Source organism: Geothrix alkalitolerans, from assembly GCF_022808885.1.
Lineage (GTDB): Bacteria > Acidobacteriota > Holophagae > Holophagales > Holophagaceae > Geothrix > Geothrix alkalitolerans.
Window position 1 is genome coordinate 114,131 of the sequence record NZ_JAKZLE010000001.1, and the last position, 25,571, is coordinate 139,701.

Consider the following 25,571-nt stretch of genomic DNA (forward strand, 5'->3'; position numbering starts at 1 on the left):
CCGCCCGGAGGCGGCCCTTTCCGTGGTTCGTTCCGACTACTTGACGCTCACGTCGTCGACGACGAAGGAGGTCTGGAGGCTGCTGTCCTCCACGGAGTAGAAGCGCAGGCGGATGGTCTGGCCCTTGTAGGCGCTGAGGCTCAGCGACTTCTGGGTGTAGCCCGTGCCCTTGTTCAGGTTCGAGTAGGTGGCCAGGGTGGCCAGCACGGTGCCGGAGGTGTTGAGGACCTGCACCTTCATCGTGTCGTAGGCGGTGGTGGTGGTGGTCTCCGCCGTGTCGACGTGGAGCCAGAAAGTCAGGGTCCCGGTGGCGGTGCTGGGGATGGCGATCTGCTGGTAGATGTAGTCGGTGTGGGCGGAGCCGTAGCCGCACATCCAGGCATCGTAGGAACCGGTGTGGGCGGGCTCACCGGTGTAGGTCCCAATGACGCCGGTGGTCTGGGTCCAGCTGGTGGCGCCGCTCTCGAAGCCGCCGTTCAGGACCAGTTCGGTGCCGGAGGTGCTGTTGGAGACCGTGAAGCTCACACCGGTGCTAGTGCCCACGTTGCCGGCGGCGTCATAGGCCTTGGCGGTCAGCGTGTGGGTGGCGTTGGTCAGCGTGGTGCTGTCCAGCGTCATGCTGTAGGGGCTGGTGGTGTCGCTGCCCTTCAGCGCGCCATCCACGTAGAACTCCACCTTGGTGACGCCCACGTTGTCGGAGGCGGTGGCGGAGAAGGTGATGGTGCCGCTGGTGCCGGATTCGGAGGCGGAGACGGTGGGGGCGGTGGTGTCAGAAGAACCGCTGGTCCAGGCGGCACCCACGTTGATGCCGTGGAAGGCGTTCCACACGGCCTGCTCCTCGACCCCACCGGCGCCGTAGAGGTCCTTGGCGGCGCTGATGGCGGCCGTGCGGGCCCCGGCGTAGTTGGTGCTGGAGGTCATGTAGACCGTCAGCGCGCGGAACCAGATGGCCGCGGCCTTGTCGTTGCCGATGCCGGTCATGCCGCTGGGCAGGTAAGTGGTGCTGGTGTTGCCGCTGGTGGTGGCGCCCTGGCTCAGGAAGTAGAAGCATCGGTTCATGGGACCGCTGGAGTAGTGCACGTCCAGGTTGCCGATGGTGGAGGACCAGGCGTCGGGGCTGGAGCCGTCCAGGCTGGGCTTGTACATCCAACGCAGGGGGTTGGTGGCCAGCTGCTCGCCGATGGTCCAGTTGCCGCCGGTGCTGCCGATGGTGGAACCCGACCCGCCGCGGGCGTAGAACTCGATCATGGTGCCGAAGATGTCCGAGTTGGACTCGTTCAGGCCGCCCGACTCGCCGGAGTAGGTGAGGTTGGCGGTGCGGGCGCAGACGCCGTGGCTCATCTCGTGGCCGGCCACGTCCAGGGCAGTCAGCGTCGTGAAACTGGAGCCGTCGCCGTAGGTCATGCAGAAGCAGCTGTCGGACCAGAAGGCGTTGTCGTAGCTGTTGCTGATGTGGACGCGGCTGTAGGTGGCGGTGCCGGCGCCGTCGATGCCATTGCGGCCGAAGACGTTTTTGTAGAAGTCCCAGCTCTTGATCATGCCGAACATGGCGTCCACAGCCGCGGTCTCGCCGTTGGCGGCGGTGGTGGAGGAGCCTTCCACGTAGTTGGCGCCGTCGCCCCAGGTGTTGTCCGCGTCGGTGTAGAGCGTGCCGGTGGCGGTGGAGGTGGTGGCGGCGTGGGCCATGTTGGTGACCACGTTGTTGCCGAAGGAGCCGCCGCTGCCGCGGGTCATGTCCCGCAGCTCATAGGTGCTGCCGGTGTAGTTCGTGGGCAGGGAGACGGTGCCGTTGTACTGGCTATTGCCCGTGCCGGTGGCCGCGGTGGTGTGGAGGGTGTTCCAGGACTTCAGGATGGCGCCGTTGCGGGCGTCCACCAGGTAGTCGGTGTGCTTGATGCCATCCTGGTCGTTCTCGAGCTCGGTATGGACGTGGTAGGCCAGGGTGTAGCGGACAACCTGGCGGGTCATGTCCTCGGCGTTCAGGTCGGCGGCGGTCCGGCCGTGGCGGGCGACCTCGATCGTTTCGGGGTAGACCACCAGCTCGGCGCTGGGGGCATAGGCGTAGGCACCCTTGGGGGCCAGGTCTCGCTGGACGACGGCCAGGGCCTCCGCCGTGTCGAGGGAGGGCGTCACGTTCAGCTGGATGCCCTTGAGCAGGGCGTTCGTGAGGGGAAGCTCGGTGCCGTTCTTGGCGGTGTGGGTGATGACGTCGCCGCCCCACACCTTCACGCCCTTGTAGGTCTGCTGGAAGTGGGCGTGCGACTGACCGAGCTGGTCGGAGTGGGCGTCGCGGAGGAGGAACGCGTGGTCGCCGTCCAGGCCGAGCTGGGCGCGGGAGGCCAGGAGGTGCTGGGACGCGGACTCTGCGCGCAGGGTGTCCTGCGGGAGGCGGGCGCTCAGGGAACCGGCGGCGAGGGCCGCGGTGAGGAAGGACAGGGCCATACGGCCCGTGGAGATCGCCATGGGGGCTCCTTGACTTGGGGGGGGCCTGCCCGCTTCGCACAAGCGAGGGCGGAGGCTCGGTGGGGGGGGGAAAGATCGGAAAGTCGGAACCAGAGTCCCTACCGCGCGTCAACCCCTCAAGTTAAGGCTTGTTAATTTTCTTGAGAATCATTTCTATTTAAAAACATGCGATATAAATTTATTAATACCAATGGTTGATAATTAATCCATCGGTCCGGTTTGATCATTTTGATCAAAGGCCCTGAAGGGATCTCGCCCTTCTGGAACCCCGGGGGCGGATCCGGAGCTTAGGGCCGCTTGGTGGATTTCTGGCGGACCCGCCTCGGGCCGGTGCCCTTGCGGGGGGCCTGCTTGGCCGCCGGTCGGGGGCCTTCCTTCTTCTTGGGCCTGGGCCGGGCCTTCACCCTGTCCGCCCGCTGGGCCTGGAGGGACTCGTTGCTGCGGGAGGGCTTGAGTCCTTCGCCGGGATCGAGGATGCGGCGCACGGGGGCCACCTCGGCCTCCTCGCCCTCGCCCTTCTGCTTCTTCTGGACGCTGAGGCGGAGGGGCACGCCCGCCAGGCCGAACTGCTCGCGCAGGCGGTTCTCCAGGTAGCGCACGTAGCTGAAGTGCAGGCCCCGGTCCGTGTTGGCCTTCACCACGAAGCTGGGAGGTCGCACGCCCACCTGGGTCATGAAGTAGAGCTTGGGAAGCTTGCCGTCCACCGCATGGGGGCTCATGGCCGCCACGGATTCGCGCAGGAAGCGGTTCAGTTCGCCCGTGGGGATGCGCCGTGCGTGGGCTTCGGCCAGCTCGTCGATCATGCCGAAGAGTTTGGACACTCGTTGTCCAGTCAAGGCGGAGAGGAAGATCATGGGCGCGTGGTGCAGGAAGCCGAGGCTGCGGCGGAGGTCCTCCTCGGCGCCGTAGATGGTGTGCGTGTCCTTCTCCACCAGGTCCCACTTGTTCACCACGAGGATGACGGCGGCGCCGGCCTCCTGCGCGTAGCCGGCGATGACGGCGTCCTGGTGGGTGGCGCCTTCGACGGCGTCCAGCAGCAGGAGGCTGACATCAGCCCGGGCCATGGCCTGCTTGGCCTTGAGGATGCTGAGCTTCTCGGCGCCCTCGTGGGTCTTGCCCTTCTTGCGGATTCCGGCGGTGTCGATCATCCGGTAGACCTTCCCCTTCACGTGGAAGACCGTGTCCACCGTGTCCCGCGTGGTGCCGGCCACCTCGCTGACGAGGCTGCGCTCATAGCCCAGCAGGCGGTTCGTGAGGGAGGACTTGCCCACGTTGGGACGGCCGATGAGGGCGAAGCGCAGCTCGTCCGAGAGGTTGTGGATGGCCGCTTCCTCGGGGGTGCGGTGGAAGGGCAGCCGGGCGCGGATGGCCTCCAGCAGCTCGGGCACGCCGGACCCGTGGGCCGCCGAGATGGACAGCACTTCGTCGAAGCCCAGGCCATAGAATCCGGCGTCCGGGGCGCCGCCCTTCATGCCATCCAGCTTGTTGATGACCAGCAGGATGGGCTTGCCCTGGCGGCGGAGGCGCGCGGCGATCTCCTCGTCCCCGGCCGTGAGGCCGTCGTGGCCGTCCACCAGCAGGATGGCGACATGAGCCTCGCCCAGGGCCGCTTCGGCCATGCGGGTGATGCCCTGGGTGATGACGTCGTCACCCTCGAAATCCAGGCCACCGGTGTCCACCAGCTCGAAGACCTCCTCGGCCACCCCCTCGTCATCGAGGCAGGTGACGCGGCCGTAGCTGCGGTCCCGGGTCATGCCCGGCAGGTCGTGGACCAAGGCCGCCCGGCTGCGGGTGAGCCGATTGAAGAGGGTGGACTTACCCACATTGGGGCGTCCGCAGAGGGCGACGAGGGGCAGTTTCATATCTGTTCCAAGCCCTTCAGTCTATCGGCCTGGACGGGAAAAGACAGCGCACGAATGAGGACGCGTCGTCGCTTCCGCCGTAAGCTGGGGAGGATAAATCCGACGAGGTGCGTTCATGAAGAGGATTCTGGCGGTCTTCCTGGTCGTGGCAGGGCTGTTCACCGGGGTCTACTACGTCATGACGGGCCGCCTTCCCTGGGTGGCCCTCTCCCAGGAGGAACAGCAGGTCATCGCCCTGGGCGAGGAGTTCCAGCGGGCGAGGGAGCAGTGGCAGACGGCCGGCCGGACCCAGGCCCTGGGGGTGGATGCGTCCAGCCAGATCGAGGCCCCGCTGGCGACCTTGGATCGCCTCGACCAGGAACTGGCGGACCTGACGCCCCAGCTGAAGTCGACCGAAGCCAAGAACCGGGCCACGATCCTGCGGAGGGAGATCGCGGCGTTCAAGAGCGAGATGAGGTAGAGGGCCCATCGGGTTGGCCGTTCTCCCCCTTCCGCACCGACCCATGAAGTCGCGGGGCTCGACCATTCGACTGAAGCGCAGCGGAAGGAGAATAGGACGGCATGACCGGAGGTCATGGCCGCCCGAAGGGCGAGGGCGGAGCCCGAGTCAGCGGGTCCGCGGAGCCCTGCGGGCTTGCGTCCCCCGGCCTTGCGGAGACAGGGCATCAAGCCCTGTCGGGGCAAGGCCACTCGACGCTGGATCCTGGCCGCGCATGCGCGGCCGGGGCGGGTCCGAGCCCCGTCGGCCCCGCGCTTCAGAACGAAAAAAGGGTCCCGCATGGGACCCTTTTTTCGTTCTGGCGGGGCTGACGGGGCTCGAACCCGCGACCTCCGGCGTGACAGGCCGGCACTCTAACCGACTGAGCTACAACCCCTTGCTTTTTCACCAGATGAATCTGGTGGGCGATGACGGGCTCGAACCGCCGACATGCTGCGTGTAAGGCAGCTGCTCTACCGACTGAGCTAATCGCCCGAATCGCCGAACCATGATGCTCACACAGGATGCAGGAAGGGTCAAGGCCAAAGGTCTGCATTGAGGGTTTCCTCCAGATCTGGTAAGGTTTTCAGACTTCCGTGCCAGGGGTTCCCGGGGACCTTTCGCTGGTGTCGGTGTGACCCTGGCCGATCCCTTCGGCCGTGGCCTTGGGATGTTTCTGGAGGGTGGCCTGTGGCGCTGCTGGAACTGGCGAATCTGACGCTCCGATCACCGGAAGGGGACGGCCCCGTCGCGCGCATCCTGGCCCAGATGCCGGATCCCATGCGCCCGGACCTGCCGGCCATCCTGTTCGTGATCGTCCTGCTCGTGGTGCTCTACATCTACCTCAAGGTGGTGTTCTTCAAGCCCATCACCCAGGTCATGGACGACCGGGAGCGGGATCTGAGCGCCGGCGGGGACGCCAAGGCCGAGGCCGCGGCGCAGCTGGAGGCCCGTCAGAAGGATTATCAGGGTCGCCTGAAGGATCTCCGTGCGCAGGCCTTCGAGCGACGCAAGGCCCTGGCGGATGCCGCCGGCAAGGACAAGCAGCAGTTGCTTGACGAGGCCCGGGCCAAGGCCCTGGCCGAGCGTCAGGCCGCTGTGGCTTCCCTGAAGGCCCAGCAGGCCGAAGCCAAGCAGAACCTGCTGGCCCAGGTGGACGCCTTGTCCGAGACCATGGCCCAGACCCTCCTGAAGCAGGCCTGAGCATGAAGACCCTGAGCATGAAGACGCTGACCCGACTCTCTCTCGCCGCGGCCCTGGCGCTCAGCCCCCTCGGGCTGTCGGCCCAGGCCCACGACACCCACGAAGCTCCCGCTGCCGAGAAGCACGAAGCCCCGGCGGCCGGGCATGAGGCCCAGCCCGCGGAGGGCCACGCGCCAGAAGCCCACGGAGCCGAGGCCGCCGGCCACGAAGCTACAGGGCATGAAGCTCATGGCGGCGCCCACCACGGCCCGGCCATGACGCTCTTCGGCAAGGCGTACGGCAACCTGGGCGCCTTCCTCGTCCAGCTGCTGAACTTCGCCATCTACGCCGCGGCCCTCTTCTTCCTGCTGAAGGGTGCCCTCTCCGCCATGTTCAAGTCCCGCAAGGAGGAGCTGGAAACGATGCTCGCCCAGGCGGAGAAGGACAAGGCCGAAGGCGCGGCCCAGATGAAGGAGATGGAGGCCAAGATGGCCGGGCTCGAAGGTGAGCTGGCGGGCATTCTGGCCAAGGCCGAGACCGACGCCGAGGCCGAGAAGCAGCGCGTGCTGGAGGCCGCGAAAGCCGAGGCCGCCCAGATCCTGGCCCAGGCCCAGGCGGAGATCGGCTTCCAGAAGCGGCAGGCCGAGCAGGAGCTGCGGGCTCTCGTGGCCGAGCTGGCCGTCGAAGGCGCCGCCAAGCGCCTGGAGGCCAAGCTGGCGGGTCCTGACGCCGCCAAGGCCATCGACCGCGCCATCCAGCAGATCGGCCAGCAGGCCGCCCAGCAAACCGGGGGTATCCAGTGAGCAACCGCCTGACCGCCCGGCGCTACGCCAAGGCCCTCCTCCAGATCGGCGACAAGCAGGGCAATGTGCCCCAGCTCCAGCAGGAGCTGGACACCGTGGCCGCCACCGTGGCCGCCAATGCCGACCTCACCCGCCTGGTGGCCTCGCCCCTGGTGCTGCCCGCCAAGAAGGCCGAAGTCTTCGAGGCCATCCTCGCCAGCGCGAAGGTGAGCCAGACCCTGCGCCACTTCTTCCGGGTGGTGGCCGAGGCGGGACGCCTGAACCTGCTCGCGGACATCCACCGCACCTTCGCCGAGCAGGTGGACGAGCGCGCCGGCATCGTCGAGGCCAAGGTGGCCAGCGCCCAGCCCCTCAGCGAGGCCCAGTCCAAGGCCCTCGTCGCCTCGCTAGCCACCCGCACCGGCAAGACCATCCGCCTCTCCTGGCACCAGGATCCCGCCCTCCTAGGCGGCCTGAAGGTGCAGGTGGGCTCCACGGTCCTGGACGCCTCGCTCCAGGGCCAGCTCCGCCAGCTCAAGACCCAGCTGCTCTCGGCCTAAGTCACCCCGGCATCAACCCCTTCGCATTCACTCGCAGGTTTTGGAGGACTTCATGGACATCCGCGCGGAAGAGATCTCCCGCATCATCCGCAGCCAGATCGAGGGTTTCGACGCCCAGGTGGACGTGGCCGAAGTCGGCACCGTCATCAGCGTGGGCGACGGCATTGCCCGCGCCTACGGCCTCGAGAAGGCCATGGCCGGCGAGCTGCTGGAACTGCCCCACGGCGTGATGGGCCTCGCCTTCAACCTGGAGGAGGATAACGTCGGCATCATCCTGCTCGGCGATGCCGCCGCCATCAAGGAAGGCGACACCGTCAAGCGCACCGGCAAGATCATGTCCGTGCCCGTGGGCCCCGCCTTCGTGGGCCGCGTGATCGACGCCCTGGGCAACCCCATCGACGGGAAGGGCCCCATCCAGGCCGTCCAGACCAACCCCATCGAGCGCATCGCCCCCGGCATCGTGGACCGCAAGAGCGTGCACGAGCCCATGCAGACGGGCCTCAAGGCCATCGACAGCCTGATCCCCATCGGCCGCGGCCAGCGCGAGCTTATCATCGGCGACCGCCAGACCGGCAAGACGGCCGTGGCCGTGGACACCATCATCAACCAGAAGGACACGGGCGTTGTCTGCATCTACGTCGCCATCGGCCAGAAGCGCTCCACCATCGCCCAGGTGGTGAAGACCCTGGAAGAGTACGACGCCATGAAGCACACCATCGTGGTGGCCGCCTCCGCTTCCGAGGCCGCCCCGCTGCTCTTCCTGGCCCCCATGACCGGCGCGGCGCTGGGCGAGTACTTCATGTGGCACGGCAAGGACGGCAAGCCGGCCGGCAAGGACAACCCCGGCGGCCACGTGCTCTGCATCTACGACGACCTCTCCAAGCAGGCCGCCGCCTACCGCGAAATCTCCCTGCTGGTGCGCCGCCCTCCCGGACGTGAGGCCTACCCCGGCGACGTGTTCTACCTCCACTCCCGCCTGCTGGAGCGCGCCTGCAAGCTCAGCGACGAGCGCGGCGCCGGCTCCCTGACCGCCCTGCCGGTCATCGAGACCCAGGCCGGTGACGTGTCCGCCTACATCCCCACCAACGTCATCTCCATCACCGATGGCCAGATCTTCCTCGAGAGCGACCTCTTCAACGCGGGCGTCCGCCCGGCCGTGAACGTGGGCATCTCCGTGAGCCGCGTGGGCGGTTCCGCCCAGGTGAAGGCCATGAAGTCCGTGGCCGGCACCATCAAGCTCGATCTGGCCCAGTACCGCGAGCTGGCGGCCTTCGCCCAGTTCGGCTCCGACCTGGACAAGGCCACCCTGGCCCAGCTCAACCGCGGCCAGCGGCTCGTCGAGATCCTGAAGCAGGGCCAGTACCAGCCCATGTCCGTGGAGAAGCAGGTCGTCAGCATCTGGGCCGCCACCAATGGCTACGTGGACGACCTGCCGGTGCCCCAGGTGCGCCGGTTCGAGAGCGAGTTCATGGCCTACCTCGACGTGAACGCCCCGGAGCTTCTCCGCGGCATCCGCGACACCAAGGTGCTGAGCGACGATGCCAAGGCCCAGCTCAAGACCCAGGTGGCGACCTTCAAGGAGACCTTCCTGGCCTCCCTGAACCAGGCCGCGGGAGCCTAGTCCGATGGCCGGTCTCCAGGACATTCGCCGCCGCATCCGGTCGGTGAAGAACACCCAACAGGTCACTAAGGCCATGAAGATGATTTCCGCCGTGAAGCTGCGGAAGTCCCAGGAACGCCTCGTGGCCCTGCGCCCCTACGCCGGGAAGATGATGGACGTTGTCCATCGCGTCGTGGGCCGCATCAAGGGTGATTCCGAGATCCAGCCGGGCCCCGCCGCCCAGGCCTTCCTGGCCCCCCGCGAGGAGAAGCGCATCCGCGTGGTCCTCGTGGCTTCGGACAAGGGCCTCTGCGGCGGCTTCAACGCCAACGTGCTCAAGGCCGCCACCGCCTTCGCGACGGAAACCCAGGCCGAGATCGTGCACCTGGACGTGGTCGGCAAGCGCGCGGCCGAGTGGGCGCGCAAGCGCAAGCTGACCGCCACCGGGGAATACCTGAACATCCCCCTCGCGGGCTTCCAGCGGGTGGTGACGGAGATCTCCGAAGGCGCCGCCACCCAGTATCACGCGGGGGAGATCGACGCGCTCTACGTCATCTACAACTACTTCAACAGCCCCGTGGCGCAGACGCCCACGGTCTTCAAGGTCTTCCCCATGGAGCTGGACCGGCGCACCGAGAGCCGCGAGGCCGCCGAGGTGCCCCACCTGCTCGAGCCTGATCCCAACGCGGTCCTCGAGACGCTGCTGCCCCGCTTCGTGGAGACCGAGCTGCTGCGCAACCTCCTGGAGAGCAGCGCCTCCGAGCACGGCGCCCGCATGGCGGCCATGGACAAGGCCAGCAACAACGCCGGCGAGATGATCGCCAAGCTGACGCTGACCATGAACAAGATCCGCCAGGCCAGCATCACCAACCAGATCATCGAGATCGTGTCCGGAGCCAACGCATGATGACTGGAACGCGAAGACCGCGAAGAGGAGCGCGAAGGGCGCGAATTCTCGGGTCTGCGCTCATGGTCTTCACAGAGTCACCTTCGCGTTCTTAGCCTTCTTCGCAAACTTCGCGTTCTTCTTTTTCCGAGGTCCCCATGTCAACCACCCTTCAAGGCCGCGTGATCGCCATCGTCGGTCCCGCCGTGGATGTCGAGTTCGACAGCCACCTGCCCGAGATCATGAACGCGCTGCACACCGAAATCGCCGGCGTCATGGTGACGCTGGAGGTGCAGCAGCACCTTGGCGAGAACCGCGTGCGCTGCGTCTCCATGCAGCCCACGGAAGGCATGATCCGCGGCCAGATCGTGACCGACACCGGCAAGGCCATCAACGTGCCCGTGGGTCCCGAGACTCTGGGCCGCATCATCAACGTGGTGGGCGACCCCGTGGACGAGCGCGGCCCCATCGGCCACAAGATGACCCTGCCCATCCACCGCGAAGCCCCCAAGTACGAAGACCTGAACACCTCCTCCGAGATGTTCGAGACGGGCATCAAGGTCATCGACCTGCTGGAACCCTACGCGAAGGGCGGCAAGACGGGCCTCTTCGGCGGCGCCGGCGTGGGCAAGACCGTGCTCATCATGGAGCTCATCAACAACATCGCCAAGGGCCACGGCGGCTACTCCGTGTTCGCCGGCGTGGGCGAGCGCACCCGTGAGGGCAACGATCTCTGGCACGAGATGATGGATTCCGGCGTCATCAACAAGGACGACATCTCGAAGAGCAAGGTGGCGCTCATCTACGGCCAGATGACCGAACCCCCCGGAGCCCGTGCCCGCGTGGCGCTGACCGGCCTCACCGTCGCCGAGTACTTCCGCGACGTGGAAGGCAAGGACGTGCTGCTCTTCGTGGACAACATCTTCCGCTTCACCCAGGCCGGCGCCGAAGTGTCCGCGCTGCTGGGCCGCATGCCCTCCGCCGTGGGCTACCAGCCCACGCTGGCCACGGAGATGGGCGAGCTGCAGGAGCGCATCACCTCCACGAAGAAGGGCTCCATCACCTCCGTGCAGGCCGTGTACGTGCCCGCGGACGACTACACGGATCCCGCGCCCGCCACGACCTTCGCCCACCTGGACGCCACCACGAACCTCTCCCGCGAGATCGCGGCCCTGGGCATCTACCCCGCCGTGGATCCCCTGGCCTCCACCAGCCGCCTGCTGGATCCCCGCGTCCTGGGCGACCTGCACTACAACACCGCCATGCGCGTGAAGGCGATCCTGCAGAAGTACAAGGAGCTGCAGGACATCATCGCCATCCTGGGCATGGACGAGCTCTCCGACGACGACAAGCTCGTCGTGGCACGCGCCCGCAAGATCCAGCGCTTCCTCAGCCAGCCCTTCCACGTGGCCGAACAGTTCACGGGCATGCAGGGCAAGTACGTGAAGCTGGAGGACAGCATCAAGGGCTTCAGCGAGATCTGCGACGGCAAGTGGGACCACCTGCCCGAGCAGGCCTTCTACCTTGTCGGCACCATCGAGGAAGCCGTCGAGAAGGCTGAGAAATTGGCGGCGGTTTAACTCCCCAGCCAGGTTGAAAAGTCATGGAACGGTACGCCGAGGCATCCACCTTTGATGTCTCGGCAATCCGCGAAGCGGATTCCGAGAAGATGGCCACGGATCCCGAGAGGCAATCATGTCCCAATCCATCAAGCTTGAAGTCGTGACCCCGGAACGTCCCGTCTTTTCGGCCGACGTGGCGGAGGTTCAGTTCCCCACGGCCACCCGCGGCTACTACGGCATTTTGCCGGGCCACACGCCCCTGATGACCGCGGTGGGCGACGGCCTGCTCTACTACGTGCAGGATGGCCAGAAGCACTGGCTGACGGTGTTCGGGGGCTTCGCGGAAGTCGGCCCCGATCGCGTCACCATCCTGGCCCGCGAAAGCGAGACGGTGGACATGATCGATCTGGAGCGCGTCGAGGCGGACCGCCAGCACGCGCTGAAGCTCCTCAAGGAGGCCCAGACCGAGCATGACCTGGCCTCCGCCCAGGCCGCCCTCGACGCCAGCCTCATCCGCCTCCAGGCCGCGGGCCACCCGGCCGGCCACGGATTCTGATCGGCTCCTCTCCCCCCGACGTCTTCCACCCGTTCTCATGGACCCGGTGCCCGGGGCCGATGAGGGCGGGTGAAGTCTTCCTGTCGGAGCCGCCTTGCCGGATCTTCTGCCCATCCTCGACCCCCGTCCTCTCCACGCCCTCCTGGAGATGGGGGCGGAACCGGGCTTGGTGACGGAGCTGATCGGTCTGCTGGAGGCGGATGTCCCCCAGCGGATGGCCGCCCTGCGGCAGGCACTGGAGCGCGAGGACGGTGACGCGGCGATACCGGAGGCTCACCAATTGAAGGGGGCCCTGGGGACCATGGGGCTCCAGCGCTTCGCCGACCTGGGCCACCGGATGGAGGAGCACCTCCGCGCCGGCGAGTGGGAGGCCGCGCGCCACCTCCTGGAGGCGTTCCCCGCCGCCTACGGGGAAGCCCTGGCCGCGATCCGGGCGGCCTTTCCGGAGGCCTGACCGTCCCCTACCAGACCAGCCGTTCGTCCTGGGCCAGCAGGCTGACCCGGCGGTCGCCCAGGGACTGGATCTGAGGCAGCATGGTGGCCTTGTCACCGGGGGTGAGGTGGTAGATCCTCACGGGCACGTCCCGGGTGAGCTTCCGGAGCTCGATTCCAAGCATGGCGGGGGTCAGGTGCTTGGAGGCCTCGGCGAGCCCGGCCTGTTCGTTGGGGAAGCTGGCTTCCGTGATGACCAGGCGCAGGTTGGGCGTGGCGTTGGCTTCCGCCCAGATGCGATCCGTTCCCGCGGTGTCGCTGGTGAAGATGAAGGCGTCCTTCCCGTCGTCGACCTTGTAGCCGACGCAGGGAACCAGGTGGTTCACGCGGATGGGTGTGATGGCGAGGCCGCAGACGCGGTAGGTGTGCTCGGGCTCGATCTCCGTGTAGCGGATGGTGGGATCGTTGGGGCTGGGGATCACGCTGAAGTCGGGCCACAGCTCGTCGTTGAAGAGGTGGCGCCGGAGCACGTCGAGGGTCTCGGGCAGGGCATGGATCTCCACGGCCTCGTGGGTGTGCCCGAAGATGTTCTTGGTGAAGAAGGGCAGGGTGCAGATGTGGTCCAGGTGCGAGTGGCTGAGGAACACATGCTGGATGGCCACCTGCTCAGCCACCGTGAGAGCCGCCGTCAGCGAGCCGGCATCGATGGCCACGCAGCCGTTGACGAGCAGGCCCGTGAGCCGCTCACCTTCGACCTCTCCGCCGCTGCAGCCCAGGACTCTGAGTTCCATCGTTCCTCGGTGTAAGTGGACTCATCATACGAAAAAGGGGCGCCGGAGGCGCCCCTTTTTCGTCGCGGGGACCGACCGCTAGAAGCGGATGCCGCCGTAGATGCCGATCTGCACCTGCGGAGCGAGGGCCTCGCTCAGGTCCTTGTAGGTGGCCGTGGTGTCCTTCTTGGTGAGGGGCGCGGCCACTTCGAGCGTGAAGAAGGGGCTCACGAGGGGGGTCGGGATGCTGAAGCCGACGTTCACGCGGGCCCAGGGGCGGCCCAGGGTGCTGTCCGTGCTGGCGCCCGCGGTGGGGCGGAAGGTGAGGCTCTCGGAGCGGTATTCCACGCCGGCGCCCACGTTCACCAGGAGCTTCCAATTCACCATGGCGCCCACGGCCCAGTACTGGTTCTCCAGCTCTCCGTATTTGGTGCCGCCGTAGGTCAGATCGCCGGTGGTCTTGTTGTGCCAGGTGGCGTTCAGCTGGAGGGCGGCCACCTTCAGGTCCACGACGTCGAAGCCGCCGCGGATGGCGAAGCCCGTGGGGCTCACGGCATCGTATTTCTGGCCCGTGCCGAAGGAAGCAGCCTGGGCCTTGCCCACCTGCTTGTCCAGCAGCACGCCGACCTCGCCGGCGGAGGCTGGGAGGGCGGTCATGGCGGCGAGCGCCGCGAGTGATAGCAGTTGCCTGCGCATAGGGTCCCCCAATCCGGCAGATATGGCATCATCGGGCCTCCGGAGGCTGTGGTCAACCTCCGCCGGTCCCGGCATCTTGCTAACCTCTGGTCATGCGGGCCCACCTTCGCTTCCTGATCCTGGACGGCTTCGACCCCGATACGGGCGAGCTCGCCCTGCGGGTGGCCTTCCAGGCGGGGCCGGAGCCGGGCATGGACCTGATCCGCCTGCACCTGCACCTGGGCAGGGCCGGCAACGCGCTGGACCCCCTGAGCCGCCAGCTCCGGACGCACGTGCAGATGCCGGTGCCGCCCCTCTGGGAACACGGCCTCAAGACCGTCATCCACGCCATCGAGGAGGAACTGCCCGGCCCCGAGGGGCGCAACCCCCTGCGCTACCTGTGGGTCAGGACCCAGCTGCTCCACCCGGCCGAGGCCGCGCGCTCCACACCGAACCATCCCGTGGCCCGCCAGGTGGAGATTCTGCGGGACTGGGCGAACCGCCTGGACCAGGAAGGCCAGGCCCTCCGGGCCGCCGAAGTTCTGGATCGCCTGCTGCTCCTCGCGCCCAAGGATGTCGCCAGCCTCGCCTACCTGACCACCTTCTTCCGCGACCAGGGCATGGCCGAGGAGATGGCCGCCGTCGCCGAGCGGTGGGTCAAGGCCGAGCCCGGGCGCCTGGAGGCGCAGCTGCGCCTGGGCGAGGCGCACCTGCGCCTGGGTCGCGCGCGGGAGGCCCGGGCTGCCTTCGAGGCTGTCCTGAAGGCCCAGCCGGTCCACCTGCTGGGCCACCTCGGCATGGCCCAGGCCCTGGGGATGCTGGGGGGAAACCCGTTCCCGCACCTGGACGCGGCCCAGGAGCTGGATCCCGCCGCCACGGCTTCGGTGCTGCGGGAGACCTTCGACTACCGGCTGCTGGAGCCCCCGGCCGGGGACCGGGTCCATCCCCTGGACGCGCTGCCGCCCCTCCTCGGCGTCTCCGGCGCCGAGATCCAGGACTTCCTCCAGTTCCTGGGCCTGCCCCTCACGGGGCCCGAGGGCAGCGTGCGCGAATCAGAGCTGGCCCGGTGGGTGGGCGTGATGAACCGCTACGCCCTGCTGCCCGGAGGCCTCAACTGGTCGGCCCCCACGCCCCGGCGGCTGCCGGATCTGGTATAGGAGCTGTCAGCTGTCAGCGATCAGTGACGGACCGGTGACGGCCGGCCGTTAGGATGGATGTTTCGACTCTGGAGGCTTCATGGCCGTCGTGTTGAGCACCGACCTTCCCTTCCCCGTCTTCCGCCGGGGCAAGGTCCGGGATGTGTATGACCTGGGCAAGCAGCTGCTCATCGTGGCCACGGACCGCATCAGCGCCTTCGACTGCGTGATGCCCGAGGGCATCCCGGACAAGGGGCGCATCCTCACGGCGGTGGCGGCCTACTGGTTCGAGGCCACCGAGGATCTGGTGCCCAACCACTTCCGCGGCAATCCCGCGTGGCCGGCGGCGCTGGAACCCTACCGCGAGGCCCTGGCCGGCCGCGCCGTGGTGGTGGAGAAGACCCGGCCCATGCCCGTGGAGTGCGTGGTGCGTGGCTACCTGGCGGGGAGCGGCTGGAAGGAATACCAGAGCGGCCAGTCCGTCTGCGGCGTGCCGCTGCCGGCGGGCCTGCGCCTGGCGGATCGCCTGCCCGAGCCCATCTTCACCCCCGCCACCAAGGAGGAGGAGGGGCACGACGAGAACATCAGCTTCGAGCGCATGGCGGAGATCGTGGGCGCGGATCTGGCGGGGCGGCTGCGGGACCTGAGCCTGGCCCTCTACCGGCGCGGCGCGGAGCTGGCGGCCCAGAAGGGCATCCTGCTGGCAGACACGAAATTCGAGTTCGGCCTCAGCGACGCCGGCGAGCTGATCCTCATTGATGAAGCCCTCACGCCGGACAGCAGCCGCTACTGGCTGGCGGATACCTGGGCGCCAGGGAAGAACCCACCCAGCCTGGACAAACAGTTCCTCCGCGACTACCTCGAGACTCTCGACAGCTGGGACAAGCAGCCGCCGGCACCGCATCTGCCGGAGGCCATCATCGAAGGGATCCGGGCCCGGTACCTGGACCTGGCCGGACGGTTCGGCGTGCAGGTCTGATCAGGGGCCGACGGGGCCGGCGAGGACTCCGGTCCGCATACGGGCCGGGTCCAGCCACCGGCGGAGCCCTTGGTTCAGGGTCTCCAACGTGAGCGCATCCAGGCGCGTGGGGGAGACCGACCGCCCCCGCGCCTCGGCCAGGGCTTCGCGGACCTGGGCTTCCGGGTGGAGGGTGATGAGGGCGCGGCTTTCGGACCAGGCGGCCTGGGCGCGGCGGAGATCCGTCTCGGTGAAGCCGCGCTGACGGATGGCCTGGAGGCGTTCCACCATCGAAGTTTCAGCGCTGGCCGCGGATCCGGAGGGATCCGCCTCCAGCTCGCCCACCAGATCCAGACCTTCCAATCGGAGCTGCGCGGGAGCCAGGGCCGGGTCTCCGGGGAGAAGCAGAGCGAGAAGCGCCGCCGATTCAGGATCCAGGTCCTCCGGCTGGGCCGCCACGGCCATGGCCAGGAGAGCGGGTCGAGGGCTCCGGACCAGGATCCGGGGGGCCTGCGGGGTCGCGGGAGCCGGGGCCGATGCGGCGGCGGGTGCCGAGGAGGCGGCGGGTTGGACGGTAGCCTGGGCGGCGGCCTCGGTGGTGGCGGGAACCGGCGGCTGCGCCTGGACGGTCCACGTGCCGAAGCTGAGGAGCACGAGGCGCTTGGCCTGCTCCAGGCCGAGGTCGCCCTGGAGGACCAGCACCGCCCGGTCGGGTCTCAGCGCGCGGGCGTAGAAGGCCAGCAGGTCCGGGTGGTTGATGGCGGACAGGTGATCGAGTGTGGGGATCTGGAGGGTCCAGTCCGGCTCCAGCAGCAGGCGCAGCTTGGCCCTTGGGGAGGCTTCCAGGCGCTCCGTCTCGCGCCAGCTGGCGAGGCGGTCGGTCTCGAGGGTGAGGGAGGTGGCCACCGAGCGGAAGGCGCGATCCGCCAGCAGGCCCAAGGCCAGATCCTGATCCCGGCTCCGGGCCAGGAGGCTCCAGGAGAGGCCGTCCGCCCGGAGGGCGGGAACCAGCTCGATGCCGGCCCCGGCCAGGAGCTGCTCGAACTCGTCGAGGCTGAAGGCGCCGGCGTCCGAATGCCCCAGGACACGCAGGGCTAGGGCCGCCAGGCCCGGGTGGACCGTCTCCAGGTCGCGGCTCAGGAGCACGTTCAGGCGGGCCCGGACCAGGGGGCGCTCGTGATCCTCCAGGAGGACCACCCGCATTCCGTTGGGCAGGCTGAAGGCCTGGGGCCGGATCGAGGTCTGGGCCTGCCCCGGGAGGGTGAGGATGATCGCGGCCAGGGCCGCCAGGGGTCTCATCGCTTCTCCGGTGTGAGCTGGGCTTCCAGGAGCTTGAGGGTCCGGCGGCGCTCGTCGAGGCTGAGCATGCGGAGCTGGCGGAGCCCCTCCGAGACCAGGCGCTCCCGCTGGGCCAGATCCTCGATGCGGGTGGCCGCGAGGGCTTTCAGCACCCGCGCTGTCTCTGCCTCCAGGGGATCCTGGCTCTCGTCCGTGCCCGACTGCAGCCAGAGGGTCGTCCGGTGGCTCGGGTTCAGCCAGGTCCGGGTGGCCAGCTGGACGGCCTCCGGCCCCAGGTTCCGCAGGCGCTGGACCTCCTGTTCCGCCTGCCGCCAGTCCCCGGCCTCCGCCCAGGCTCGAGCCAGGGTCGAGGCGAGGGCTCCGGGCTCATCCTGGATCCGGAGCTGCTCCACGTCGATCTGGGTCAAGGCGCGCTGCCACTCGTCCGTGGGGATGGGCTCCTGCTGGAGCCGCAGGATCTCCGTGTGCAGGGCGCCTTCCAATTCCGCGAGGCTGTGCCCTTCCGACGGCACGGCGCGGACCACCAGCAGGCCGGGCAGGCGGCCTCCCGGGACATCCATCCACACGTCGGCGGACTGGGCCACGGCCTTTTGGCGCACCAACCGCTGGGCCAGGCGGCCCGAGGGGCCTTCCAGGAGGCGGGCGGCCATGCGCAGGGCCAGGTGGTCCCGGTGCGGGCGCGCCGGGATGCGCCAGCTCACCAGCAGGGCGGGGGCCCCGCCCAGGCTCGCCTGGATGCGCCGGTCGCCGAGGTCTGCCGGGATTTCCGGCAGGAGGGGGTCCTCCGTCGAGGCGCTGGTCGCGCCGGCGGGCAGCGCCCCGAAGGTCCGCTCCACGAGGGGCAGAGCCGCGTCCATGCTGAGGCCGCCCACCAGCACCACCGTGAGCTGGTCCGGTCGGCAGGCGCGGCGGGCCCAGGTCTGGAGGTCCGAGCGGCGCATGGCCTCCAGGGCGGGAAGGTGGTCGGCCAGGTCGCGGCCGTACGGGTGGCCGGGCAGGGCGGCGCCCTGGATCATCGGCAGGCCCTGGGGGCCCCGGGACCGCAGTTCCGCCGCCAGGGCGGCGCGGGCTTCGGAGAACCGGCTGAGTTGGAGGACGGTCAGCCGCTGGGCCTCGGTGCGGCACCAGAACTCGAAGTCCGAGGCGGGCAGTTCGGTCTGGACCAGCAGCGCATCGGCGCCGGCGGTGGCGGTCTGACGCCCGCCGCGGGCCGCGTAGAGGTCCGCCAGGGGCGAGGTGGAATAGCGGGCCCGCACGGCCTGGTGCAGGGTCCAGAGGCTGGCTCCCAGGGCCTGCGCCTGGTTCGCGGACTCGGGCGCCTTCCGCTGGCGGAGCCGCTCCAGCCGCAGAGCCTCCAGCAGGCCCTCCTCTTCCTTGAGCAGGGCGTCGAGCGAACCGCTCCCCTTGGCCGGGTCCAGATCCTCGGGCCAGGTGGCGCCGTAGAGGGCCCGGGCCAGCAGGTCGGTGGCGCCGGCCAGCGGCGGGGGTTCCTCCGCCCGGCCGCCCCGGAAGACCAGGGCCGCATGGAAGGCGGTCACGGCCCGCCGCTCCACCACCAGGAGCCGGACGCCGTTCGCCAAGCGCCGCTCCTGCACATCCTCCGTGTGGGAGTCGAGGAGGGGCGCCTGGGCGCTCAGACCGAGGACGGCAAGAAGGGGCAGGACCAGGCGTCGCATGGTCCGTAGGGTACTACTTCACCCGGATGCTGCCGTTGGTGGTTTCGAGCCGGATCTGCTGCGTCCGGCCGGGCACCTTCACATGGGCGCTGTGCTTGGTGATCTCGATGACCTGCGCGCCCGGGACCTTGACGTCCATGGAGCCGTTGCTGTTCTCGGCCATCAGTTCTCCCGTGGCCTTTCCCAGCTCCACCTCGATGCTGCCGTTGGTGGATTCCAGGTAGATGCCTTCGCCCCAGCCGTCCAGGTTCCGGGCCCGGACGCTGCCGTTGGTGGTTTCCAGGCGGATGCCGCCGGCCACGTCCTCGAGGATGATGCGTCCGTTGGTGGTGCCGCCCTTGATCCGGGCCGCCAGGTTCCGGGCCTCAATGGGGCCGTTGGTGGTGTCCGCCTGGACCTCGCCCCGCACGTCCGCGACCTGGATGGCGCCGTTGGTGGCCTCGCAGCGGGCGTAGCCCTCGAGGTGCTCCACGGCCACGGTGCCGTTGGTGGTGCGGAAATAGCCCAGGACCCGACGGGGCACCTGGAGCGTCATTTCGCAGCGGGGGCTGATGTAGACGCCGAAGCTCCAGGAGGGCTGCTGGAACATCGCCTCGATGTCCAGGTCCGATCCCTTGCGCTGGAGCACCAGCTCCACCCGGCGCTTCTCGCTGTCGCGGATCTGGGCGGTGAGGGCAACCTCCTCCTTGTCCCAGCCGGTCACCCGGATGCCGCCGTTCCGGTTCTTCACCCAGAGCTTCGACCCGTAGGCGAGCTGCTCTGTGCGCTGCTCCGTGCGCGAGCCTGAGGGCACGTCCACCCCGATCATCGGAGCCGGGGGCGCCGGCGGGGGGGGCGGGGGCGGCGGTGGGGGAGCCTGGGCCAGCAGGGCGCTCCCGACCAGGAACAGGGGGATCCAACGGCTGGAGACGGTCATGGCGGCTTCCGTGGAGGAAAGAACCAGGGCGGGCCTGGATGTGAAGTTCACGGTAATGCCTCGGGGGCGTTTAGTCACCAGGGCTTGTCCCGGTCCCGACCGGGGCGGCCGGACCTCAGCTTTTCCTGGGGGCGGGCCCCAGGGTGGATCCCTCGACGATCTTCACCGGGACTACCACGTGCCGGACGGCGTCGCGCTCGATGGCCCCGAGGGCCAGCGCGACAGCTTCGTGGGCGATGGCGGGAATGTCCTGGGCCACGGAGGCGAGCCCAGGATAGAGGTCCACCAGGCCGTCAAAGCCCAGCACGGAGACCTGTTCGGGGACGGCCACGGACAGGTCTGCCAGGGCGCCCAGGGCCCCCACGGCCATCTCGTCCGTCGCGCAAAAGATGCCTGTCGGGCGGTGGCCCTGCTGCCAGGCATCCCGCATGAGCCGGTAGCCGCCCAGCACCGAGCCCCCGCCACGCAGGATGACGGGGGCCAGGGACTGGCCGCCGTGCTCGGCCAGGGCGGCGGTGAAGCCGGCGGCGCGGTCCACGGCCCACTGGTGCTCATCGGCCACCGTGAGGTGCAGCAGGTCGCGGTGGCCCAGCGCGAGCAGGCGCATGGCGGCGAGGCGGCCGCCGCCGATGTCGTCGGGCGCCACGCAGGACACGCCCGGGTGGTGGCCGATGAGCGCGCCCGGGACTCCGCGCCGCCAGAGGGTCGCCAGCCGCTGGTCGATGTCAGCGCAATGGAACATCAGCACCGCATCCAGCCGCCGCCGCACGGGGGTGATGTCCACCGGAAGCTCGATGAACTGGGTGGCGTGCATCTGCATCTCCCGCAGCAGGGCGCGCCAGATGACGCTGAAGTAGGGGGACAGCCGGTTCTCGCCGGCGCCCACCCAGATGCCGAGGGTGTGCTTGCTGCGCCGCGACAGCTCCCGGGCCACGGGGTCCGGCTCGTAGCCGAGTTTCTTCATCACGGCGAGGACATTCTCGCGCGTCTCCGCGGCCACGGTGGGCTTGCCGTTGATGACGCGGCTCACCGTGCCCGTGGAAACACCGGCCTGGCGGGCGATCTCACCGATGGTGATCTTCATGGGGGCCGCCAGGGAAGGATCGCGGGAGAAGGGAAGGGACCACCCATGAATAGCGTTCGGTCATCCGGGCGTCAATCCAGGCAGTCCAGGGCGCGGGCCGCGCCGTAGAGGCTCAGGTCGTAGTCCCGGGTGATGAAGACCGGCGTTTCCCGGGCGAGGGTGTCGATGTGCGGGCGGTAGTTCCGCTCGAACCGGGCCATGAAGCGCCCACCCTCCATGAAGCGGTCCGAGTTCTTGGCGGCGATGCCCCCGGCGAGGAAGAGTCCCCCGGTGGGCAGGAACGCGGCGCAAAGCTCGGCGCAGACCCGGGCGTAGAGGTCCACGAACATCGCCATGGTGCGGGCGCAGGCCGGATCCCAGCCGGCACGGGCGGAGATGGCGGCGGGCTGGTCCGCGGCGGGAAGGTCCAGGAGGGCGGTGGTTCCAGCCGTCCCATGCGCGCGGCCCGAGTCGAGGAGGAAGCGGAGGATGCGCGCCAGGCCCTGCCCTGAGACGGCCAGCTCGGCGCCCGGCGGGCCGGGCAGGCCTTCAGCCAGGTGCCTCCAGAGGGCCAGGGAGTCCTCGTCGAACACCGGAAGGCCGATGTGTCCCCCTTCGCTGGGGTAGGCCCGCGGGCCCTGGGGCGTGCGGACGATGAAGCCCGCGCCGAGGCCCGTGCCGGCTCCCACCACCAGGGCGAGGCCGTTGGGATCCGCCTTTGGGAGGCTGCCGTCGCCGTGGGGAAGCGGGAGGACCTGGCCGGCGTCCGAGAGGTCCAGCTCGAGCACGCCGCAGGACAGGGCCGTGAAGTCGTTGATCAGGCGGACCGGGATGCCCAGCGCCTGCTCCAGCTCGGCGCCGTCCATGTCCCAGGGGGCGTTGGTGAGGCGGATGCGGCGATCGAGAACCGGGCCGGCGCCGGACAGGCAGGCCCGGACCGGCCGATCGGCCGGAGCGGCGGCGAGGAACCGCCGGATGGGACCGAGAAGGGATGGCTCGTCCTGGGTGCTGAAGCGTTCCTTGCGGTGGAGGCGATAGCCGGATTCACCGGGCGCCAGCAGGGCCAGGCTCAGGTTGGTGCCCCCCACGTCCGCCACCAGAATGAGCTTGTCAACGGTTGCATTCACTGGACATCACCTCAGCAGGTCCCGAACGTGGGGCCGCACCGCCCCTTCATGCATGACGGTCGGCCAGGACCAGATTGTCCCCTCCCGGGCGAGGCGTCCACCGGATCCCATGGGATGACTCGGGCGGGTCGGAAGGGCTTCCAGGCGGACGTCGGCGGCTGAAAACGAGCCTGGATGCTGAATCGCATGCGAATCGTCAAAAAGTTCCCCCACCCCTGAATTCCTTCCTTGACACACCCATGACACCAGTCGACCATACCTGCGACCTCCTTGTAACCGTTTACACACGCCTCGACGCCACGCCCCTGACCCCATCCATGTTTCCCGCAGGTATCCAGGAAAAGCCCCTCGTGAATATCGATTTGTAACCGGTTACATACGAATTCATCCTGTGCCCCGCTCCCGTCCTCACCCCAACAAGGAACTCTGACCATGCCCGTCCGGGAACCCGTCGCCCACGCGATCCCAGGCACCGAATGGTGGCGCGGGGCGGCGATCTACCAGATCTACCCCCGGAGCTTCCAGGACACGAACGGGGATGGCATCGGCGACCTTCCGGGCATCACTCGCCATCTGGCCCACGTGGCCGACCTCGGGGTGGATGCCATCTGGATTTCGCCCTTCTTCACGTCACCCATGAAGGACTTCGGCTACGACGTGTCGAACTACCGGGACGTGGACCCCACCTTCGGCACGCTGGCGGACTTCGACCGGATGGTGGCCGAGGCGCACCGCCTGGGCATGAAGGTGCTCATCGACCAGGTGCTGTCCCATTCCTCCGACCAGCACGCCTGGTTCAAGGAGAGCCGAGCCAGCCGGATCAATCCCAAGGCGGACTGGTACGTCTGGGCCGAGGCCAAGGCGGACGGCACGCCGCCCAACAACTGGCAGTCGGTCTTCGGGGGCCCCGCCTGGACCTGGGAGCCGCACCGGCGGCAGTACTACCTCCACAACTTCCTGGAGTCCCAGCCGGACCTGAACTTCCACCATGAGCCCGTTCAGGCCCAGCTGCTCGAGGAAGTGCGGTTCTGGATGGAGCGCGGCGTGGACGGCTTCCGCTTCGACGCCTGCAACTTCCACTTCCACGACCGGCGGCTGCGGAACAACCCGGCGGCCCGGCCTGGATCCGTGGAGCTCACCTCCGTCCAGGAGGGCAACCCCTACGGGCGGCAGATCCACCGCTACGACAAGACCCAGCCGGAGAACCTCGGGTTCCTCAAGCGCCTCCGCATCCTGCTGGACCAGTACGGCGCCACGAGCGTGGGCGAGATCGGGGATGAAGGCGCCCTCGCCACCATGGCCGACTACACCGCGGATGGCGACAAGCTGCACATGGCCTACGGGTTCAGCCTCTTCACGGACGAGTTCAGCGCCGGGCGCATCCGGTCCGTGGTGGAGGAGTTCGAGCGCCATGTCCGTCGCGGCGGCGGGTGGGGCTGCTGGTCGCTTTCCAACCACGACAGCGTCCGGGTGGTCACCCGCTGGGGCAAGGGCGTGGATGATCCCGCCTTCCCGAAGCTGCTGCTGGCCGTGCTGGGCTCCCTGCGGGGGAGCTTCTGCATCTACCAGGGCGAGGAACTGGGCCTGCCCGAGGCGGAGGTGCCCTTCGACCGCCTCATCGACCCGTACGGCATCACCTTCTGGCCCGACTTCAAGGGCCGGGACGGCTGCCGCACCCCCATGCCCTGGACCAGCGAGGCGCCGCGGGGCGGGTTCTCGACCGTGGAACCCTGGCTGCCGATGTTCCCGGATCACCTGCGCCGCTCCGTGGCGGCCCAGGCCTCCGACCCCGATTCGGTCATGGGCTTCTACCGACGTTTCCTCGCCTGGCGGAAAGGCTTCGAATCCCTCCGGCGCGGGACCATCCGGTTCCAGCGCACCGCCGAGCCCCTCCTGGCCTTCCGCCGCGAGGCCGGAAACGAACAGATCCTGGCGGTCTTCAACCTGAGCCCCAACCCCATCAGCCACACCGTCCCCGGTTCCGTCCAGCCCCTCGACGGGCCTGGCCTCCCGGCCTGCCGGCTCGAAGGCCGAACCCTCCACCTTCCCCCTTGGGGAGGTTTCTTCGGCCGCATGGCCTGATCCCATGCGCCGGCCCTCCCTCCGCAAGCTTCCCACCCAACCCGCCGCCCCCGCGGCTTCTCCCACTGGAGGCAAGACCATGAAGTCTCTCTCCCTCATCAAGGCCGCGTTGCCCTTGGCGCTGGCCTGCGGACCGCTCCTCGCGCAGGACGTGGTCGAAATCCACGGCTACACCCGCATGGGCGTCGGCCGGTCATCGAACGGCGGCGAGCAGGTGTCGTTCTTCATGGCCAACACCGGCGGCGCCCCCACCAACGGCCCCGGCTACCGGCTCGGCAACGAGACTGACAACTACCTTGAACTGGCCGTGGACGTGAAGGCCTACGAGAAGGGCAACACCACCTTCAAGCTTCATTTCCGCCCGACTTTCCGCCAGTACTACCAGGTGCGCGACGCCTCCGCCGACGCCGGCGGCAATGTGGACAACAGCAAGGTCGCCAACCCCAACCAGATGGTCTACCTCCGCGAGACCTGGGGCGAGGCCACCGGCATCTTCGGGAACAGCGGTCCCTTCAAGGACGCCTCCCTGTGGGCCGGCCGGCGCTTCTACATGCGCCAGGACCTCCACATCCGCGACCAGTGGTACTGGAACAATAGCGGCGACGGCGTGGGCATCGAGAACATCGACTTCGGTGCCCTCAAGCTCCACTACGCCTACATCCAGCACGACACCGGCAACCTGGGCAGCGACTGGAACAATGGCGCCATCCTTGGCACCGTGAACCCCTACAGCCAGTGGGTGGGTGGCGGCGGCCACACCATCGTAGGCTCCCACGACCTGCGCGTGTCCGACATCAAGCTCTGGGAAGGCGGATCGTTGACCTTCGGCGTGCAGTTCAACGACGCCCGCACGAAGACCGGCTACGAGAACGACGGCAACAAGAACAACGGCATCCAGTACAACCTGATCGTCAACCAGGCCGGCGTGCTTGGCGGCGACAACCGCGTCTACGCCACCTGGGGCAACGGCTCCACTTACTGGAACTGGTACAACCCCGACGTGAAGACCGAGAACAACTGGTGGCACGTCATGGACATCTTCTACATCAAGCCGATGTCCAACCTCGAAATGCAGGGCGTGGTGCAGTACCGGAAGCAGAACGGCAAGGGCACCATGGAAGGCACCACGAACGCCTGGACTTCCGTTGGCGTGCGTCCCACCTACTTCTTCACCAAGCACTTCTCCGTGGCCTATGAAGTCGGCTTCGACAAGCTGAAGTTCGACAACGAGACCGAGGCCCGCAAGCTCCTCAAGAACACCATCGCGCTGCAGTGGAGCCCCCAGGCCTCCTTCTGGAGCCGCCCGGTGATCCGCCTGTTCGCCACCCGAGCGGACTGGAACAAGAACGCCAACAACTGGAACCTGATCGGAGAAGGCCAGTTCGGCAACTCCCTTCAGGGCATGACGTTCGGCGCCCAGGTCGAGGCCTGGTGGTAATGGAAGGCTGAAGAGACGGCCCGTCCTCCGGGACGGGCCGTTCCTCGCTCCTGACGCAAAGGACCGGA

Annotated in this window: 22 protein-coding genes and 2 tRNA genes; 13 read left to right on the top strand and 11 right to left on the bottom strand. The window is 68.3% G+C overall.

All coding sequences use genetic code 11. The annotated features are described in order from the left end of the window. Window positions 1–36: 36 nt before the first annotated feature. Window positions 37–2,463, bottom strand: a complete 2,427-nt coding sequence (locus MLJ35_RS00510; RefSeq protein WP_243382099.1) for a M4 family metallopeptidase — start codon at window positions 2,461–2,463, stop codon at window positions 37–39. Window positions 2,464–2,750: 287 nt separating this feature from the next. After that, entirely contained in the window at window positions 2,751–4,325 is a 1,575-nt protein-coding gene (gene der / locus MLJ35_RS00515; RefSeq protein WP_243382102.1) for a ribosome biogenesis GTPase Der, read from the bottom strand. Window positions 4,326–4,440: 115 nt separating this feature from the next. Between der and MLJ35_RS00520 the strand changes: the two genes are divergently transcribed. Then, on the top strand, window positions 4,441–4,785 hold the full coding sequence (locus tag MLJ35_RS00520) for a hypothetical protein (protein WP_243319601.1): 345 nt from the start codon (window positions 4,441–4,443) through the stop codon (window positions 4,783–4,785). Between the two features lie 338 nt (window positions 4,786–5,123). Here MLJ35_RS00520 and MLJ35_RS00525 read toward each other — a convergent pair. Beyond that, window positions 5,124–5,200 (bottom strand) — tRNA-Asp (locus tag MLJ35_RS00525). A 22-nt stretch (window positions 5,201–5,222) separates the two neighbouring features. Next, a tRNA-Val gene (locus tag MLJ35_RS00530) sits at window positions 5,223–5,298 on the bottom strand. Window positions 5,299–5,493: 195 nt separating this feature from the next. Here MLJ35_RS00530 and MLJ35_RS00535 point away from each other — a divergent pair. From MLJ35_RS00535 to MLJ35_RS00570, 8 genes are all read left to right on the top strand, one after another. Next, window positions 5,494–6,006 (top strand): F0F1 ATP synthase subunit B family protein, encoded by a 513-nt coding sequence (locus tag MLJ35_RS00535; RefSeq protein ID WP_243317598.1) that lies wholly within the window; start codon window positions 5,494–5,496, stop codon window positions 6,004–6,006. Window positions 6,007–6,008: 2 nt separating this feature from the next. Beyond that, on the top strand, window positions 6,009–6,788 hold the full coding sequence (locus MLJ35_RS00540) for an ATP synthase F0 subunit B (RefSeq protein ID WP_243382104.1): 780 nt from the start codon (window positions 6,009–6,011) through the stop codon (window positions 6,786–6,788). Then, window positions 6,785–7,327 (top strand): ATP synthase F1 subunit delta, encoded by a 543-nt coding sequence (gene atpH / locus MLJ35_RS00545; RefSeq protein WP_243382106.1) that lies wholly within the window; start codon window positions 6,785–6,787, stop codon window positions 7,325–7,327. Before MLJ35_RS00540 ends, atpH begins: the two co-directional genes overlap by 4 nt. 52 nt (window positions 7,328–7,379) lie before the next feature. Continuing rightward, on the top strand, window positions 7,380–8,948 hold the full coding sequence (gene atpA / locus MLJ35_RS00550) for a F0F1 ATP synthase subunit alpha (protein ID WP_243382108.1): 1,569 nt from the start codon (window positions 7,380–7,382) through the stop codon (window positions 8,946–8,948). Between the two features lie 4 nt (window positions 8,949–8,952). Next, a complete protein-coding gene (atpG, locus tag MLJ35_RS00555; RefSeq protein ID WP_243319608.1) occupies window positions 8,953–9,834 on the top strand; it encodes an ATP synthase F1 subunit gamma in 882 nt (293 codons plus the stop codon). 137 nt (window positions 9,835–9,971) lie between these two features. After that, a complete protein-coding gene (gene atpD, locus MLJ35_RS00560; protein ID WP_243382110.1) occupies window positions 9,972–11,393 on the top strand; it encodes a F0F1 ATP synthase subunit beta in 1,422 nt (473 codons plus the stop codon). A 115-nt stretch (window positions 11,394–11,508) separates the two neighbouring features. After that, window positions 11,509–11,931, top strand: coding sequence for an ATP synthase F1 subunit epsilon (gene atpC / locus MLJ35_RS00565; RefSeq protein WP_243319612.1), 423 nt, complete (start codon window positions 11,509–11,511; stop codon window positions 11,929–11,931). A gap of 94 nt (window positions 11,932–12,025) precedes the next feature. Next, on the top strand, window positions 12,026–12,385 hold the full coding sequence (locus MLJ35_RS00570; protein ID WP_243382112.1) for an Hpt domain-containing protein: 360 nt from the start codon (window positions 12,026–12,028) through the stop codon (window positions 12,383–12,385). A gap of 7 nt (window positions 12,386–12,392) precedes the next feature. Here MLJ35_RS00570 and MLJ35_RS00575 read toward each other — a convergent pair whose 3' ends face one another. Together MLJ35_RS00575 and MLJ35_RS00580 are read right to left on the bottom strand one after the other, a co-directional pair. After that, a complete protein-coding gene (locus MLJ35_RS00575) occupies window positions 12,393–13,154 on the bottom strand; it encodes an MBL fold metallo-hydrolase (RefSeq protein WP_243382114.1) in 762 nt (253 codons plus the stop codon). A 78-nt stretch (window positions 13,155–13,232) separates the two neighbouring features. Beyond that, complete coding sequence (locus MLJ35_RS00580; protein ID WP_243319618.1) at window positions 13,233–13,829, bottom strand: hypothetical protein; 597 nt, start codon at window positions 13,827–13,829, stop codon at window positions 13,233–13,235. A gap of 92 nt (window positions 13,830–13,921) precedes the next feature. Between MLJ35_RS00580 and MLJ35_RS00585 the strand changes: the two genes are divergently transcribed. Further along, entirely contained in the window at window positions 13,922–14,965 is a 1,044-nt protein-coding gene (locus MLJ35_RS00585) for a tetratricopeptide repeat protein (protein WP_243382116.1), read from the top strand. Between the two features lie 79 nt (window positions 14,966–15,044). Next, window positions 15,045–15,923, top strand: coding sequence for a phosphoribosylaminoimidazolesuccinocarboxamide synthase (locus tag MLJ35_RS00590; protein WP_243382118.1), 879 nt, complete (start codon window positions 15,045–15,047; stop codon window positions 15,921–15,923). Here the strand turns inward: MLJ35_RS00590 and MLJ35_RS00595 are convergent, their stop codons facing one another. The 5 genes from MLJ35_RS00595 to MLJ35_RS00615 form a co-directional block, all read right to left on the bottom strand. Beyond that, window positions 15,924–17,201 (bottom strand): M16 family metallopeptidase, encoded by a 1,278-nt coding sequence (locus tag MLJ35_RS00595; RefSeq protein ID WP_243382120.1) that lies wholly within the window; start codon window positions 17,199–17,201, stop codon window positions 15,924–15,926. Beyond that, entirely contained in the window at window positions 17,198–18,877 is a 1,680-nt protein-coding gene (locus tag MLJ35_RS00600; protein ID WP_243382123.1) for a M16 family metallopeptidase, read from the bottom strand. The genes MLJ35_RS00595 and MLJ35_RS00600 overlap by 4 nt, the downstream gene beginning before the upstream one ends. Window positions 18,878–18,890: 13 nt before the next feature. Continuing rightward, complete coding sequence (locus MLJ35_RS00605) at window positions 18,891–19,793, bottom strand: DUF4097 family beta strand repeat-containing protein (protein WP_243382125.1); 903 nt, start codon at window positions 19,791–19,793, stop codon at window positions 18,891–18,893. A 115-nt stretch (window positions 19,794–19,908) separates the two neighbouring features. Continuing rightward, window positions 19,909–20,877: a LacI family DNA-binding transcriptional regulator gene (locus MLJ35_RS00610; RefSeq protein ID WP_243382127.1), complete on the bottom strand. Its 969-nt coding sequence runs from the start codon at window positions 20,875–20,877 to the stop codon at window positions 19,909–19,911. Window positions 20,878–20,948: 71 nt separating this feature from the next. After that, the gene (locus MLJ35_RS00615; protein WP_243382129.1) at window positions 20,949–21,983 is read right to left on the bottom strand and encodes a glucokinase; all 1,035 of its coding nucleotides are present in this window, start codon (window positions 21,981–21,983) and stop codon (window positions 20,949–20,951) included. A 432-nt stretch (window positions 21,984–22,415) separates the two neighbouring features. Here MLJ35_RS00615 and MLJ35_RS00620 point away from each other — a divergent pair, with 432 nt between their 5' ends. Next, window positions 22,416–24,065 (top strand): alpha-glucosidase, encoded by a 1,650-nt coding sequence (locus MLJ35_RS00620; RefSeq protein ID WP_243382131.1) that lies wholly within the window; start codon window positions 22,416–22,418, stop codon window positions 24,063–24,065. 79 nt (window positions 24,066–24,144) lie between these two features. After that, a complete protein-coding gene (locus MLJ35_RS00625) occupies window positions 24,145–25,503 on the top strand; it encodes a maltoporin (RefSeq protein ID WP_243382133.1) in 1,359 nt (452 codons plus the stop codon). The last annotated feature ends 68 nt before the right edge of the window (window positions 25,504–25,571 follow it).

What these genes read in the sequence shown, in the direction of transcription:
- MLJ35_RS00510 (WP_243382099.1), bottom strand. Translation starts at nt 2,463, where the DNA reads ATGGCGATCTCCACGGGCCGTATGGCCCTGTCCTTCCTCACCGCGGCC.
- der (WP_243382102.1), bottom strand. Translation starts at nt 4,325, where the DNA reads ATGAAACTGCCCCTCGTCGCCCTCTGCGGACGCCCCAATGTGGGTAAG.
- MLJ35_RS00520 (WP_243319601.1), top strand. Translation starts at nt 4,441, where the DNA reads ATGAAGAGGATTCTGGCGGTCTTCCTGGTCGTGGCAGGGCTGTTCACC.
- MLJ35_RS00540 (WP_243382104.1), top strand. Translation starts at nt 6,009, where the DNA reads ATGAAGACCCTGAGCATGAAGACGCTGACCCGACTCTCTCTCGCCGCG.
- atpA (WP_243382108.1), top strand. Translation starts at nt 7,380, where the DNA reads ATGGACATCCGCGCGGAAGAGATCTCCCGCATCATCCGCAGCCAGATC.
- atpG (WP_243319608.1), top strand. Translation starts at nt 8,953, where the DNA reads ATGGCCGGTCTCCAGGACATTCGCCGCCGCATCCGGTCGGTGAAGAAC.
- atpD (WP_243382110.1), top strand. Translation starts at nt 9,972, where the DNA reads ATGTCAACCACCCTTCAAGGCCGCGTGATCGCCATCGTCGGTCCCGCC.
- atpC (WP_243319612.1), top strand. Translation starts at nt 11,509, where the DNA reads ATGTCCCAATCCATCAAGCTTGAAGTCGTGACCCCGGAACGTCCCGTC.
- MLJ35_RS00575 (WP_243382114.1), bottom strand. Translation starts at nt 13,154, where the DNA reads ATGGAACTCAGAGTCCTGGGCTGCAGCGGCGGAGAGGTCGAAGGTGAG.
- MLJ35_RS00580 (WP_243319618.1), bottom strand. Translation starts at nt 13,829, where the DNA reads ATGCGCAGGCAACTGCTATCACTCGCGGCGCTCGCCGCCATGACCGCC.
- MLJ35_RS00585 (WP_243382116.1), top strand. Translation starts at nt 13,922, where the DNA reads ATGCGGGCCCACCTTCGCTTCCTGATCCTGGACGGCTTCGACCCCGAT.
- MLJ35_RS00590 (WP_243382118.1), top strand. Translation starts at nt 15,045, where the DNA reads ATGGCCGTCGTGTTGAGCACCGACCTTCCCTTCCCCGTCTTCCGCCGG.
- MLJ35_RS00595 (WP_243382120.1), bottom strand. Translation starts at nt 17,201, where the DNA reads ATGAGACCCCTGGCGGCCCTGGCCGCGATCATCCTCACCCTCCCGGGG.
- MLJ35_RS00600 (WP_243382123.1), bottom strand. Translation starts at nt 18,877, where the DNA reads ATGCGACGCCTGGTCCTGCCCCTTCTTGCCGTCCTCGGTCTGAGCGCC.
- MLJ35_RS00605 (WP_243382125.1), bottom strand. Translation starts at nt 19,793, where the DNA reads ATGACCGTCTCCAGCCGTTGGATCCCCCTGTTCCTGGTCGGGAGCGCC.
- MLJ35_RS00610 (WP_243382127.1), bottom strand. Translation starts at nt 20,877, where the DNA reads ATGAAGATCACCATCGGTGAGATCGCCCGCCAGGCCGGTGTTTCCACG.
- MLJ35_RS00620 (WP_243382131.1), top strand. Translation starts at nt 22,416, where the DNA reads ATGCCCGTCCGGGAACCCGTCGCCCACGCGATCCCAGGCACCGAATGG.
- MLJ35_RS00625 (WP_243382133.1), top strand. Translation starts at nt 24,145, where the DNA reads ATGAAGTCTCTCTCCCTCATCAAGGCCGCGTTGCCCTTGGCGCTGGCC.